This is a genomic window from Anaerobium acetethylicum (assembly GCF_900096945.1).
Classification (GTDB): domain Bacteria; phylum Bacillota; class Clostridia; order Lachnospirales; family Lachnospiraceae; genus Anaerobium; species Anaerobium acetethylicum.
Map to the genome: position 1 here is coordinate 1 of NZ_FMKA01000053.1, position 14,942 is coordinate 14,942.

At 45.8% G+C, this 14,942-nt stretch carries 12 protein-coding genes; all 12 read left to right on the forward strand.

Going from position 1 to position 14,942, the window contains the following annotated elements; genetic code table 11:
* Positions 1-109 precede the first annotated feature (109 nt).
* The 12 genes from BJR36_RS18750 to BJR36_RS18805 all read left to right on the forward strand — a co-directional run bounded on the left by BJR36_RS18750 (position 110) and on the right by BJR36_RS18805 (position 14,849).
* Positions 110-1,000 carry a polymorphic toxin-type HINT domain-containing protein gene (locus BJR36_RS18750; RefSeq protein WP_091236963.1) on the forward strand — a complete coding sequence of 297 codons (891 nt, stop codon included), beginning with the start codon at positions 110-112 and terminating at the stop codon, positions 998-1,000.
* 13 nt (positions 1,001-1,013) lie between these two features.
* Positions 1,014-1,499 carry a hypothetical protein gene (locus BJR36_RS18755; RefSeq protein WP_091236964.1) on the forward strand — a complete coding sequence of 162 codons (486 nt, stop codon included), beginning with the start codon at positions 1,014-1,016 and terminating at the stop codon, positions 1,497-1,499.
* 230 nt (positions 1,500-1,729) lie between these two features.
* Complete coding sequence (locus BJR36_RS20475) at positions 1,730-1,957, forward strand: hypothetical protein (RefSeq protein WP_091236965.1); 228 nt, start codon at positions 1,730-1,732, stop codon at positions 1,955-1,957.
* Positions 1,958-2,374: 417 nt separating this feature from the next.
* The gene (locus tag BJR36_RS18765) at positions 2,375-3,100 is read left to right on the forward strand and encodes an ABC transporter ATP-binding protein (protein ID WP_091236966.1); all 726 of its coding nucleotides are present in this window, start codon (positions 2,375-2,377) and stop codon (positions 3,098-3,100) included.
* Entirely contained in the window at positions 3,081-4,682 is a 1,602-nt protein-coding gene (locus BJR36_RS18770) for a hypothetical protein (RefSeq protein ID WP_139133583.1), read from the forward strand. Before BJR36_RS18765 ends, BJR36_RS18770 begins: the two co-directional genes overlap by 20 nt.
* 319 nt (positions 4,683-5,001) lie before the next feature.
* Positions 5,002-7,650, forward strand: a complete 2,649-nt coding sequence (locus BJR36_RS18775; protein WP_091236968.1) for an Ig-like domain-containing protein — start codon at positions 5,002-5,004, stop codon at positions 7,648-7,650.
* A gap of 197 nt (positions 7,651-7,847) precedes the next feature.
* Complete coding sequence (locus BJR36_RS18780; protein ID WP_091236969.1) at positions 7,848-9,644, forward strand: GH25 family lysozyme; 1,797 nt, start codon at positions 7,848-7,850, stop codon at positions 9,642-9,644.
* A gap of 81 nt (positions 9,645-9,725) precedes the next feature.
* Entirely contained in the window at positions 9,726-10,430 is a 705-nt protein-coding gene (locus BJR36_RS18785; protein ID WP_091236970.1) for an acyltransferase, read from the forward strand.
* A 209-nt stretch (positions 10,431-10,639) separates the two neighbouring features.
* Positions 10,640-11,905: a glucose-6-phosphate isomerase gene (locus BJR36_RS18790; RefSeq protein ID WP_242875671.1), complete on the forward strand. Its 1,266-nt coding sequence runs from the start codon at positions 10,640-10,642 to the stop codon at positions 11,903-11,905.
* A 187-nt stretch (positions 11,906-12,092) separates the two neighbouring features.
* Positions 12,093-12,920, forward strand: coding sequence for an ABC transporter permease (locus BJR36_RS18795; RefSeq protein ID WP_091236971.1), 828 nt, complete (start codon positions 12,093-12,095; stop codon positions 12,918-12,920).
* Positions 12,896-13,687, forward strand: coding sequence for an ABC transporter ATP-binding protein (locus BJR36_RS18800; protein WP_091236972.1), 792 nt, complete (start codon positions 12,896-12,898; stop codon positions 13,685-13,687). The genes BJR36_RS18795 and BJR36_RS18800 overlap by 25 nt, the downstream gene beginning before the upstream one ends.
* Before the next feature lie 103 nt (positions 13,688-13,790).
* Entirely contained in the window at positions 13,791-14,849 is a 1,059-nt protein-coding gene (locus BJR36_RS18805; RefSeq protein ID WP_091236973.1) for an ABC transporter substrate-binding protein, read from the forward strand.
* The last annotated feature ends 93 nt before the right edge of the window (positions 14,850-14,942 follow it).

The following is a 14,942-nucleotide window of genomic DNA, read 5'->3' on the forward strand; positions in this document are numbered from 1 at the left end:
AAAAGCTTGTAAGACTAAATTCCACACAAGAGATTGCAAGATTAAATTCCATACCTTGTATAAAAGGGGTGGAATTTAAAAATTCAATTTAGGAAACAATCCTGTTAACATGGGAGACACTAATGGACATGCCGCTGCAAACATTATTGGAGGTATAATAGGTGGTGTATCTGGAGCAGCATTAGGGATAGTAATCGCAAAACAACTCGGACTAACAGGTTGGAAGCAATGGGCATTAGTTTCGGCGGCAACCGTAGGCGGGGCTGTTCTTGGAGCGATTTTAGGCCCGTATATTGCAAGACTTGCAAAACCGATGGGTTCTGCCATAAAAACTGCTACTAAGATTGGAACAGAGTTATGCTTTGTTGCAGGAACGCCAGTAAAAACAGATAAAGGGAATGTCCCTATTGAAAAGATAAAGGCAGGAGATTATGTATACGCAGAAAATCCTGAGACAGGTGAAAAGGGATTAAAACGTGTTCTTAAAACTTTTGAAAATGAGATTTCAGAATTAGTTCATGTATCAGCTAATGGCGAAGAAATAGTTACTACGCCCGGACATCCGTTTTATGTATTTGATAAAGGTTGGGTAGGTGCTGATAAACTTGAGATTGGAGACTTACTTGTTCTTTATAATGAGAAACAAGTGGAAGTTGAAAAAGTTGCCCTTGAACATCTAGACGAACCTGTTAAAGTTTATAATTTAGAGGTTGAGGATTTCCATACTTATTATGTTGGCGATAGTTTAATACTTGTTCATAATAAGGGCTGTGGTTTCACAAAATATTCTGCCAAGCAATTATCAAAAATGGTAAAGGGAAATTTCCATGGTGTTAATGGTGTTAAGAATGCAATTCTAAAAGATGTACCAGCTAATATTCTTAAACAAGTTGGAAGAAATCCAGATATAGCATTAGCCAAAGATGGAACTATTCAGTTGGTATCGACAATAAAAAAAGGTGTCAGTATTGTTACAGAACTTAACATTAAATGGTATTGATGGAGGTGATATAATGTTTGATTTGATACTCTATTGCATTGGACAAACAGAGCCAAGCAACAACTTTCCCAATAATAATATTTTTATTGAATCAGAGGAAAGATATTACGATATTTGGAAATGTATTACTTTGACTCAGGGAATTTGGTATAATTTGTTGACAGATGAAAATGAAATAGGTGGAACAGATATTTGTGAGCATATAGGATACGATTCCACACTCGTTTTACCTGGAATTAGTATGGAGATTTCTGAAAATTTAACTCCATACAAAATAAAAAAAGATTATATGGATAGTTTTAAATCTATAGCAAAACACCTTTTGAACTTTTCACCAGTAGGAATGATATATGTTTTGGCTCGTTATCAATCTCCAGATAAAGAAATCGTTTTAGGTTCTTATACGCTTGAGAGTTACTTTTCTATTATGGAGCAAAACAATATATATGCAAATGTGTGTTATATCATTTCGAAACATCCCAATGCGTTAGGATTGTGAAAGCATATTGTCAAGAAAAAATGGGTGGAAATTTAAGATGGATATGTATGTAGAAGTGAGTCTTGTTTTTAATAATGATTTTGATGTTAATGAGAAAATAAGAAAGATTGGAATTAATCCTACAGAATGAAAAAAATCATTGTAAAACAAAAGTGTATTATGATTCAGTGATTGATAGGCATTTATTAATGTTGACGATATGTTAATGTTATTGGAAGCTTACAAAGATATTGGGAATTGGCAAAGACATCATACAAGACAAAGAAGAACCTGAGTCAAATAAAGGAGTTTTGTTTTTAGTTAAGGATTGGTTGCATTGGATACCAGTAATTTCATTTCCAAATGGTGATGTATTTTGTATAGACAAGAGAAGTGATAGTAACCTTAACTTCTTGATTTCACCACTCAAACGGCAGAGTGGCATAGGCCGTTTGGGTGAGTATGCTCCTGAGGTTTGAAAGGTAAGGAGAGGATAGGCTACAATTAATTGTAATGTGCACGAAAAAGCAGTATAAATGATTACACTCCTGATTACATTCAGAAAGGATGATGTGCGAACCTCCTTCCTATGCGGTTTTGTTATCGTTGTTCTGGGTTCGAATCCCGTCTCGTGCTTACATGAAACATTTGAAAACCAGCTGATTTTCAGCTGGTTTTTTTGCGCCTGGATTTTGGAAGAAAAGTCCTTGCATTGTTCTGGTTAATCGATTTGGGTAATGTTTTCATAAAATGCTACACTGAATTACCCGTTACGGCATCGTTATATTCAATATATGAAAACATGGTTCAACTTAGTAAGATTTCCCAATTGCATTTTTTTAAAAAAAGGAATATTATTACGGCAGGAAGAACTATTTGAATAAGGAGTGGTTGAAATGCTGAGAATTGAAAATCTAACGAAAACCTACGGGGATAACAAGGCGGTGGACAGTCTGACCCTGCATATCGGGCGGGGTGAAATCTATGCTTTTATCGGTCACAATGGAGCAGGTAAAACAACGGCGATCAAATGCTGCTGCGGCATTTTAGGGTTCGACGAGGGCGAAATTTTTGTGGATGGCGTATCCGTCAGGGAAAATCCTCTGGAATGCAAAAAGAAGATTGCATATATTCCGGACAATCCGAATCTGTATGAATTTCTGTCAGGAATCAAGTATCTGAATTTCATAGCGGATATCTACGGCGTGCCGCAAAAGGAACGCGAAGAAAGAATCAAAAAATATGCGGATCTGTTTGAACTGACGAGCGATCTCGCCCAGCCGGTTTCGGCATATTCCCACGGAATGAAGCAGAAGCTGGCGATTATCTCGGGACTGATTCATGCGCCGGAGCTCATCATTATGGATGAGCCATTTGTCGGTCTTGACCCGAAGTCTTCTTATCTGCTCAAGGAGCTGATGCATGAGCATTGCGACCGCGGAGGAGCGATTTTCTTTTCGACCCATATACTGGAGGTTGCCGAAAAGCTCTGCGACAAGGTTGCGATTATCAAAAAAGGAAAGCTGATCGTATCCGGAAACATGGAGGAGGTACGAGGTACGGAATCTTTGGAAAATGTTTTCCTGGAATTGGAGGAAGCACATGTTAAAAACACTAATTAGGAACCGTATGGGGGCGCTGGGCAGTTTTATGCTCGGATCGGCAAGAACAAAAAAAGGTGCCTCAAAAGCCAAAATGGTAGGATTCGGAGTTCTGATGATTTATGTCGGTGCCAGTTTTGCGATGTCGTTTGGTATGCTGTTTGACCAGCTTGCTGAACCGTTTCATATGATGAATATAGACTGGATGTATTTTTCCTTTACAGGGATGATTGCATTTGCCCTGATGTTTCTCGGCAGCATATTTGCCACGCAGACGCAGCTTTATGATGCGAAAGACAATGAGCTGCTCTTGTCAATGCCGATACCGCCAAAATATATTCTTGCCAGCCGTATGGCAATGCTGCTGGTATTTAATTATATCTTTGAGCTTCTGGTGATCCTGCCGGCAGGGGTGGTTTATGTAATGCATGTGCCGGTCAGGGCAGGGAGTGTGATCTTCTTCGGGATCGAATTCCTGTTTTTGCCGCTGCTGGCGTTTGCTGTGGCAGGGCTGTTCGGCTGGGGGCTTGCGCTGGTTTCTTCAAAGGTTCGAAACAAGTCGCTGGTTACCATGATATTGTCCCTGGCTTTTTTGGCGGCCTATTTCTATGGCTACAGCAAGCTGAATACTTATATTCAGAGCCTGGTTGCCAACGGCAGCGTGATTGCGGAACAGATCAAGGGAGTCGCGCTTCCGGTCTACTGGCTGGGAAATGCCATAGCCACACAGAATGCCCTCCATCTCCTGTTCAGCGTGCTCTGCATGATTGTTCCTTTTACTGCTGTATATGCGGTATTATCAGCAACCTTTATCAAGGTGATCACGACAAAGCGCGGATTCACGAAAGTCAGATATGAAGAAAAAAGCATGAAAGCCGGAACGGCAGCTTCTGCTTTGTTCAGAAAAGAATTGCAGCTTTTCATTTCCTGCCCGGGATATATGATGAATGCGGCGTTGGGAGTCGTATTTATTCTGGTTGCAGCGGGGGCACTGGTTGTAAAGCAGGATCTGATATCGCTGGTGACGGCGGGGATGCCGGATATCGCTCCCTACATTGGGCCGGCCGCCATCTTTGCGTTGTGCCTGATCAATTCCATGGTCATTATTTCCGCGCCTTCTATTTCACTGGAAGGCAGCAGCCTGTGGATTGCACAGTCGATTCCTGTACCTGCCGGCGATATTCTGCTTGCCAAGGTGAAGCTTCATCTCGCGATTTCCTTACCGGCTGTTGTTGCTGCTTCTGTGGTGTTTTCCTGTGTCCTCAGACCCGGATTTATCATGATGATCTGTATGCTGCTGGTTCCTGCTTTCTTTACGGTGTTCTGTGCCCTCCTGGGCGTAGCCCTAAACCTGAAATTTCCGAAGTTCGACTGGGTGTCGGAAACCCAGGCGGTCAAGCAGGGAATCAGCACCCTGATCGCCATGTTTGGATCGGCTGCGGCAGTCCTGGCTCCGGGAATGGTGTATCTGAAGCTTTTGTCAGACAAGGTTTTGGCTGAGGTGTATATGATCGGTTATGGGGTATTGCTGGCTGCGGCCTGCTTGATACTGTATCGCTGGCTGATGACAAGGGGAGCCCGGATTTTCGAAACTTTACAATAACATACTGGGAATGTGCGGATTCCGCGGATTGCCGATTAGAACAGGAAAGCTTGTATGATGAAGCTTTCCTGTTTTTTTTATATGTATAGGAAATTCTTTGAATATCCTATACATATAAAACGCTCCGTGAGGAGGCGCATGATGTGTGAAAAAACATTCAAATAACGTTTATCGGACAAAAAAGCAAAAAACATTACATATAAAAACAAAAAAGATACAAAAATATTTTGTATATGGTATAATTAGTTTACAATATTACAGACAGAGACTTATAATCACACAATTGTAAACTTTGGAGAAAATTGCTGGGAGGGATAGTATGAAAAAAACAAGGAAGAGCATTTTAACTTTGGGATTAATTTCTGTTATTGCAATGAGTCAGGTTTATTCCGTTTCTGCAGCGAAACAGGTTGCGGTAAATGGTTATGATGACTGGGTAAATGTCATGCCGGCTACGAATTCATTTGATTACCAGGAAGATCAGCAGACGGGCAGCGGCACAGTATCGCAGGATCTGGTAGGAAGCACCGGGTATGGTGTCTTTTATGTGAAGTACGATTCTGATGTGAATGAGATTGGTTTCCGTATGCGTATCAACGATGCGGATGGAAATCAGAAGGATCAGTTTAAAAACTTTGCCTTTGTTGGTGTGGATGCCGATTTGAATGGCGGAATTGATTGCTTTATCGGAGTTTACAATCCCACGGGCAATAATGGAAGGGTTGCAATCTACAATTCGAACCCTTCAAAACTGAATGTATCGCCAAGCACTACGGGTATAGGGGATGTATTGAAAGAATATCTGCCGGCTGCAAATCAGAATTATTCGCTGATGCAGACAAATGACGGAAGCAATTTTGGAGGAGATGCAGACTATTTCATTACATTTAAGGTTTCAGTAGCAGATATCAACGCAGCCCTTGCAGCTGCGGGAAAGAGCATAACAATCACGGCTTCGACTCCGATCCGTTATATGATTGGAACAGCAGCCCAGGATAATGCTTTTAATCAGGACATTGGAGGAATTCAGGGGATTGATACAAAAGACACGACGACATGGGAAGATCTGGGGGTATTTTCTCCGCCTATGACATTGAGCGGCAATGTGGCGCCTTCGGCGGCTGATATTTCGGCGACGACGCCTGAAGATACTCTTGCTGCCGGCAACATCGGTGCTACCGATGCCAATGGGGATGCCTTAAGCTATATGGTCAAAACAGACGCTTCCAATGGAACGGCATCCGTGGATGCCAGCGGAAACTGGAGCTACACGCCGGATGCGGGATATGCAGGAACAGACAGCTTCGTGGTGACCGTATCCGATGGAAAGGGCGGAACGACGGATGTTACCATAACCATCACGGTGACGGAAGCGCCGCCGGCAGAGAATACAGCACCATCAGCCAGCGACGGCTCGGCGACAACGCCTGAAGATACCCAGGTAACGGGAAGCATCGTGGCTACAGATGCAGATGGGGATGCCTTAAGCTATGTTATTAAAGAAGATGCAGCCCATGGAACGGCATCAGTGGATGCCAGCGGAAACTGGAGCTACACGCCGGATGCGGGATACGCAGGAACAGACAGTTTCGTGGTGACCGTATCTGATGGAAAGGGCGGCACGACGGATGTGACCATAACCATTACGGTGACGGAAGCGCCGCCGGCAGAGAATACAGCACCGTCAGCCAGCAACGGTTCGGCGACGACGCCTGAAGATACTCAGGTAACGGGAAGCATCACAGCAACAGATGCGGATGGGGATACTCTCAGTTATGTGCTGAAAACAGACGCCGCTAATGGAACGGCATCCGTGGATGCCGGCGGAAACTGGAGCTACACGCCGGATGCGGGGTACGCAGGAACAGACAGTTTCGTGGTGACTGTATCTGATGGAAAGGGAGGCACGACAGATGTTACCATAACCATTACGGTAACGGAAGCGCCGCCGGCAGAAAACCGTGCACCGTCAGCCAGCGACGGCTCGGCGACGACGCCTGAAGATACCCAGGTAACGGGAAGCATCACAGCAACAGATGCGGACGGTGATTCCCTGAGCTATGTGCTGAAAACAGACGCCGCCAATGGAGCGGCATCCGTGGATGCCAGCGGAAACTGGAGCTACACGCCGGATGCAGGATACACAGGATCAGACAGTTTCGTAGTGACCGTATCCGATGGAAAGGGCGGAACGACAGATGTTACCATAACCATCACGGTGACGGAAGCGCCGCCAGCAGAAAACAAAGCGCCAATGGCCAGCAATGCTTCGGTGACGACGCCAGAAGATACGAAGGTAACAGGAAGCATAGCAGCAACAGATGCGGATGGAGATACATTAAGCTACGTGATGAAAACAGATGCAGCACACGGAACAGCATCAGTGGACGCCAGCGGAAGCTGGAGCTACACGCCGGTAGCAGGATACACAGGAACAGACAGTTTCGTGGTGACTGTATCCGATGGAAAGGGCGGCACGACAGATGTTACCATAACCATTACGGTGACGAAAGCGGAAAACAAGGCGCCGGATGTTGGGGGCGTCGCGGGTACGACAACTGGCGGCACGCAGACAACCGGTAAAATAGTTGCCACAGATCCGGAGGGCGATCCTTTAAATTATGCGGTGAAGACCAACCCGGCCAATGGAACTGCAGCAGTGGATGCCAGTGGAAACTGGAGTTATACACCTAACGCAGGATTTACAGGAACGGACAGTTTTATAGTGACCGTATCTGATGGAAAAGGGGGTACTACTGATATCACCATAGTGGTGACAGTAATAGCACCAGCACCGGTAACAGGTAGCACACCATCCGTAACAACTTCCGTAACGACAGCAGGAAAGAATGTTTCAGCTGTTAAGAGCAGTCCGAATACTGGAGATGCATCAGGAATACTGGTATCCCTGGCGGGAATGCTGATTAGTGGAGGATATCTGACATTTAGAAGAAAAAGTGACAAATAAATAATAAAGAGACAGCCGCTCAGCGAAAGCAGTTCGTTGAGCGGCTGTCTCTTTGCGTGCATCTTTTTATGGTGTCAGAGGAATGGGCTGCCTGAATTGCGAATTTTGTATTTACATTAACTGGAGATAAGCGTATAATGTGGGCGGTGAAATATGCACTAGCAGCATGAAAAGTATTGGGGAAAGAGGCAGGAGAAATGGGGAAATTAAGGAAACGAATAAATGAAATTAAGAAATATGTTTTGAGGAACAAGCGGGTAGTGATTTTCAATTTAGTCAGGGCGGTAATCGGAATTGCTGCGCTGATAGCGGTGATTATGCTTGTCCGCCATAACTTTTTTGAAAACAATGACGGAAAAAAGGCGGCTGAGCCGGAACAGACTGAGCAGGCAGCTGAGTCCGAAGAGACAAAGGAGGCCGAAGAAGAGATATCCATTGCGGCGGAAATGGGCGCTATGGAAGATGCGGACGATCCGCAGAGCCAGGCTGCCGAAACGGACGGCGCTGCCGTAGACCTTGTGGTCAGGAATGCGTATGAGACAAGCGGCAGGACTTACGGCATCGATGTTTCCAAATACCAGGGAACCATAGACTGGGCGGCAGTGGCCTCTTCGGGGGTGGAGTTTGCCATGATCCGCGCAGGCTACCGCACACAGAGCACCGGAGTGATCTATGAAGATCCGTGTGCTAAGTACAACCTGCAGGAGGCGCAGAAAAATGGGATCAAGACAGGCGTCTATTTCTTTTCCACTGCCGTGAATGAAAAGGAAGCCAGGGAAGAAGCGGCGTGGACTGCAAACTTTATTGCCCGGTATAAGATCACATATCCGGTCGCCTATAACTGCGAAGGGTTCCGGTCTGAAACAAGCAGGCAGTACACCCTGACCAGGGAGGAGAGAACAAATCTGGCGGTTGTATTTCTGGACTACGTTCAGAAGAAAGGATATACGGGCATGTTCTATGCGGCAAAAAGCGAGCTTGAAGGGAATGCCGACTGGGATACGGATGTTTTGGAAAGCCGGTTTAAGGTCTGGGTCTCCCAGTATCCTGGAACGGCATATGAGCCCACGGACAAGTCCTCCTATTCAGGGACACATTCCATGTGGCAGTATACAAATAAAGGCACGGTTTCCGGCATCAGCAAAACGGTTGACGTAAATGTGGCCTATTTTGGCTACAGCCAGGAGGCGGAGGCAAAGGACAGCTCGGCACCGGAGTCTGTGGAGGCAAATCCCGAAGTTGGCATCAACTTTAAAGAGGTCAGCGAGACGGTAACAGCGAAAAGCCAGACGAACCTCCGCAGCGTGCCGGACAGTGCAGATCCAAATACCGTAGTGATGATATTGAACAATGGAGATACGGCTGAGCGCACGGGAATCGGCAGCAACGGATGGTCGAGAGTGATCTGTAACGGGAAGACCCTGTATGCCGTAAGCAGTTATCTGACTGCGGATTTATCCTATAAGACGCCGGCGGCATCCGGCACCGCAAGCGTGACCTATGAGCCGGTCAACGAACAGGTGACTGCAAAAATCGAAACGAATCTGCGCAGCAAAGCCGGGAGCGAGTATACAGATACGATTGTAACGGTGCTGCACAATGGAGAAATGGCAGTCAGAACGGGGATCGGTTCTAACGGATGGTCGATGCTGGAATACAACGGCCAGACCCTGTATGCCTTGACAAGCTACCTGACAACAGACCTCAGCGTCCAGAGCCAGCCAGCAGAGACGGAACCGACGCCAGGCAGCCCGGAAACGGGGAACGAGGAGATGAAGACCAAATTCACGGATGTCAATGAGCGGGTGACGGCAAAGAGTATGGCGAACCTGAGATCCCTTCCCGGAGCAGAGCGGGAGGATACAATCGTGGCACAGCTTGGCAACGGAGATATTGTTACCAGGACAGGAATTTCGGATAACGGCTGGTCCAGGCTGGATTATAACGGTCAGACCGTCTATGCGGTGACAAGTTATCTGAAATTAGCTGAATAATCTGAATATTGAATAAAAAATAAAAACATGTTAAACTATTTGCATGAAACGATAATCTGGTCCTGAAAAGGAGGTTCTTTAATGGCTGGTCAGAAATTAAGAGCGTATTTGAAAAATAACAGAGGTCTGCTGAAGTTCTGCATGCATCAGTACAATTCTTTTGCATCCTATAAGTTCAAGGCGGGAAAAGACAATTACCTGGACGTCGGCGCAGCGCTGCTGAAGAATTCGAGCCTGAAAATCAAGGGAAAAAACAACAGGATCGTAATCGGGGACCTTTCCAGGGTGGTTGACTGCAGGATTGAAATTACAGGGAATGACAATGTCATCCATCTTGGAGACAAGGTCAATATAAACAAAACAATCATTAATATTGCGGGCGATAAAAATGAGTTCCGTATGGACCGGTATTCTTCGACAAATGCAAATGTGGAGTTTGGCATTATGGATGGAACTAAGCTGCTGATCGGTGAAGACTGCATGATTTCGAGGAATACCCAGTTCTGGACCGGTGACTATCATGCGATCCTGAATACGGAAGGCAGGAGGATCAATCCTTCGGAAGACGTCACCATCGGGAACCATGTCTGGATAGGAACGGGAACCAGCGTGCTGAAGGGCGCTGTTGTGCCGGACAATTCCATCGTAGGCGCAAGCTCTCTTGTGACAAAAAAATTCAGTGAGGAGAATATCATCATAGCCGGAAATCCAGCCAGAGCAGTGAAGAGCGGGGTCAACTGGACCTGGGAAAATATTCAGAATCAGGGAAGCCAGGATATAGTGTAATTTTTAACTGTAAATCTGAAATCTGATGGTTGCTGTTCACAGGATGAACAGTAGCATCCGATGATATGATACCCAATCGTTTGCGTCTAAAAATGACCTGGCCGGCCATAAATTATGTTAACATAAAGCTATAAAAGGGCAGCTGTTCAGGGATGCTTGTATAAGCGGAAATGAGTGGGCATATATTTCGGATGAAAGAGGTTGAGTGGATGAGTAAAATGGATTTTGCATATATGGATGCCGGACGCCATATCACTGCTGAGGAGTACGAACAGGCATATGCCGAAAACCGGAAATTCCTGGAGGAAGCGTATACAGACAGCGAACGCTACAAGGATAGCCTGGGCTGGCTGGAACCGGAGGAATGGGTAGGCGAAGAAGCCCTGGACAGGATTGTGAAGAAAGCGGAGCAGGTACGCCGGGATGCAGATGTATTCGTTCTTGTGGGGGTAGGCGGTTCGAACCAGGCGGCTCGGGCTGTGATCAAGGCTCTGCAGATGGAAGACGGTCCGGAGATCCTTTATGCAGGCAACAATATTTCAGCACATTATGTAAATAAAATGCTGAGCTCCCTGGAGGGAAAATCTGTATATATCAATGTCATAGCAAAGAATTTTGAGACCCTGGAGCCGGGAATCGGATTCAGGGTGCTCAGGAGCTGGCAGGAAGGCCGGTATGGCAAAGAGGCGAACAGCAGGATTGCAGTGACCGGAACAACGGGCAGCAGGCTCCATGAAATCGCCCGGGAAAACGGATATGACTTTTTCGTATTTCCTGACAATATAGGCGGAAGATATTCCGTCCTCAGTGATGTAGGCCTCTATCCGATGGCTGTTGCAGGCATTGACGTCAGAGCGCTGGTGCAGGGCGCCAGGGATATGAAGGCTGAGCTGTCTGACAGGGAATCTGAAGACAACATTGCGCTGAAATACGCCACTTACAGGAAACTCCTGCTTGAAAAGGGCTACGCAATAGAGATGATGGCGTTTTTTGAACCGCAGCTCCATTATTTTTCGAAATGGTGGATTCAGCTGTTTGCCGAAAGCGAAGGAAAGCAGGGGAAAGGAATATATCCTGTCTCTGTGAGCTATTCGGAGGATCTGCACTCTGTCGGACAGTATGTGCAGGAGGGGCAGCCGATCATTTTTGAAACCTTCCTTGATGTGGAAAAGCAGAACGCAAGCATCGTGCTGGAGGCGGACCATGTGGACGACGGTTTCGGCTATCTGGATGGAAAGGATTTCTGGGAAATCAACAGGGCGGCATTCGAAGCGACCATAGGTGCCCATAGCGACAGCGGAATCCCCTGTTTGAAACTGACCGTTCCGGAAATCAGTGAATACTATTTCGGGCAGATGTTTTACATGTTCGAATTCGCATGCTATCTTTCGGGAAGCATACTCGGAATCAACCCTTTTGACCAGCCAGGGGTAGAGAATTATAAAGGGTATATGTTCAGCAGGCTTGGTAAATAGAGATCAGGCAAATCAGGAATCACGAGCAGCAATGCGCCCGGGAAGCGGCGCCGCAGTTCGTGATTTTTTTTGATAGATCATAAAAAAAAGTATGATAAAAGTTCATACTTATGGAAACCATTCGCTGGTGATAATATTGAGTCATAAAGATACAGAAAAACACAATTTACACGAAAGGAATGTTAATATGAAGGCAGATACAACAGCCAATCCGGTCGTTCCGGTGAAGGCAAATAAAAAATCAGGCAGTTTTATTGATAGGATTCCGGCGAAGGTCTGGCTGCTCATTTCGTTATCAGCAGCAATGCTTCTATGGTGGGTTTTATCAATCACTCCAAAGACATCACGTAGTTTTCCGAATACAGTTATTGTAGTGGAGTCGATCAAGACAATGATAGACAGGGGAGTGTTCTTCACGGATATCATAAGCAGTATGATTTCAGTTCTGGCAGGGTTTGCACTGGGATTCGTAATCGCACTTCCTGTGGCAATCATGATGGCATGGTACAGACCTGTACGAAACATCATAGAGCCATGGATACAGTTTGTCCGTAACATCCCGCCGCTGGCATATGTTCCACTGGTAGTAATTTCAGCAGGCGTAGGACGTAAACCCCAGATTATCGTAATCACAATAGCCACATTCCTGACAATGGCAATCACAATCTACCAGGGTGTAGTCAACATCGACGAGACGCTGATCAAGGCAGCAAGGGTACTTGGTGCTAAGGACAGGGACATTTTCCTCAAGGTAATTGCGCCGGCAACGCTTCCGTTCATATTGACAGCAATCAGGCTTGGCGCTTCTGTAGCGCTCACAACGCTGATCGCTGCGGAATCCACAGGAGCGACCGCAGGGCTCGGCATGAGGATCAGGGCATTGAACAACTCTTTTGATTCGCCGCCAATGCTTCTTTATATCATCGTAATAGGTATAATAGGCATTACAATTGAGAAACTGATCAAGATTATGGAAAGAAGGTTGACAGGATGGCAAGAGAAGAGAGAAATATAAAGGTTAAGATAGACAATGTCAGGAAAGTATTCAATACCCGAAATGGCGAGATGGTAGCGCTGAACGGCGTCAGCCTTGACATTATGGAAAATGAGTTTATCTGTGTGGTAGGACCTTCAGGATGCGGAAAATCCACACTTCTTAATATCATAGCAGGCCTTTCGGAGGCCACTTCAGGAACTGTATACTGTGACGGGAAAGAAGTGACAGGGACAGGGACGGAGCGAGGCGTAGTATTCCAGCAGTATGCACTGTTCCCGTGGATGACGGTCAAGAAGAACGTAGAATTCGGACTCAAGCTTCAGGGGAAGGGCAGGGAGGAAGCTTCGGAAATTGCAATGAAGTACCTCAAAATGGTAGATCTTCAGGATTTTGCAAACCACTATCCAAAGGAACTTTCAGGAGGAATGAAGCAGAGGGTTGCCATAGCAAGGGCCTATGCAGTAAATCCATCAGTACTGCTTATGGACGAACCTTTCGGAGCCCTTGATGCGCAGACCAGGACACAGCTCCAGTCAGAGCTTCTTGAAACATGGCAGAAGGAGCGCAAGACCTGCTTCTTTATTACCCATGATGTGGATGAGGCGATCATTCTTGCACAGAAGGTCATCATCATGAGCGCAAGACCAGGACGAATCAAGGAAATCGTAGATATCGACATCCCTTATCCACGTAACCAGGAGACAAAGATGACAAAAGAATTCCTGGATTTAAAGAACCATATCTGGGGACAGGTTTACCAGGAATACCTGGAAGTAAGAAAATAATTAGTTGCTGTTCACACAGTGGGCAGTGATCATAATTATAAAGCTGACAAAAAAAGGTTGTCATGCTTGATCAGATTTAAAAAATTAAAGGAGGATGTATTTTATGAAAAAAGCTTTAAGCGTAGTTTTAGCACTTGCAATGTCCGCATCTATGTTGATCGGTTGTGGAAGCAAAGATGAGGCAGCTGACACGACAGCTGTGAAAGAGGAGACAACAGAAGAAGCAGCAGGAACAGAAGAACCTGCAGTAGAAGAGGTAACGCTGAATATCGGTTACATGCCTAATTATGCAAGCTTATGTACGGTTGTAGCCGGAATGGAAAAAGGCTATTTCGAAGAGCAGGGAATCGATGTCAATCTGGTAGAATTTGCAGATGGTCCTACGATTATTGCAGCCATGGAATCAGGCAGCATCGATATCGGTTATATCGGACCTGGCGCACATAAACTTGCAATCCAGGGAAAAGCTGATGTTTTTGCAATCTCCCATTACGGCAATGCAGATGAAGTGATTGGAAACAAAGACAAAGGCGTAGCAACAATGGCTGACCTGAAAGGAAAGACAATCGCAATGGCTTCAGGAACGTCAAGCGAAACAATTCTTGATCTGACACTTGCTGATGCAGGCCTGACAAGAGATGACGTTACAATCATGGACATGGATGCTTCCGCAATCGTGACTGCTATGATTTCAGGCAGCGTTGATGCAGCAGCAACATGGTCACCAAATACATTTGCAATCAAAGAGGAACTCGGTAATGCGGCAGTGATGCTTTCAAACAACATGACATATGTTGACATCTCTCCTTCTATCGCTTCCTGGATCTGCGTTCCATCCTACTATGATGAAAAAGCGGACATCATCCTGAGATTTACAAAAGGCCTTTATAAAGCAATGGACTACAGAACAGATAACTTAGAAGAAGTTGCAAAATGGGTCGCAAAAACCACAGCACTCGACGAAGCAGCAGTTTTAAATCAGATCCATGACGGAGACTGGATCACGGCAGATGATGTTGTAGCAAGCATCAAAGATGGCTCAATGGAATCCTACTATAAAGTTCAGCAGGATAATTTCATCAAGGGCGGTGCGGTTACGGAAGAAGTTCCTGTAGGCGACTATGTATTGTTCCAGAACATGCTTGACGCAGCAGAAGAATAAATAGGACGTGATGCAAAACATGTTCATTCGCAGCGCGCTCTCGCTTAGATGAAGACGTAGTGGTACGTAAGGACGCAAAGTACGCGTCCTAAG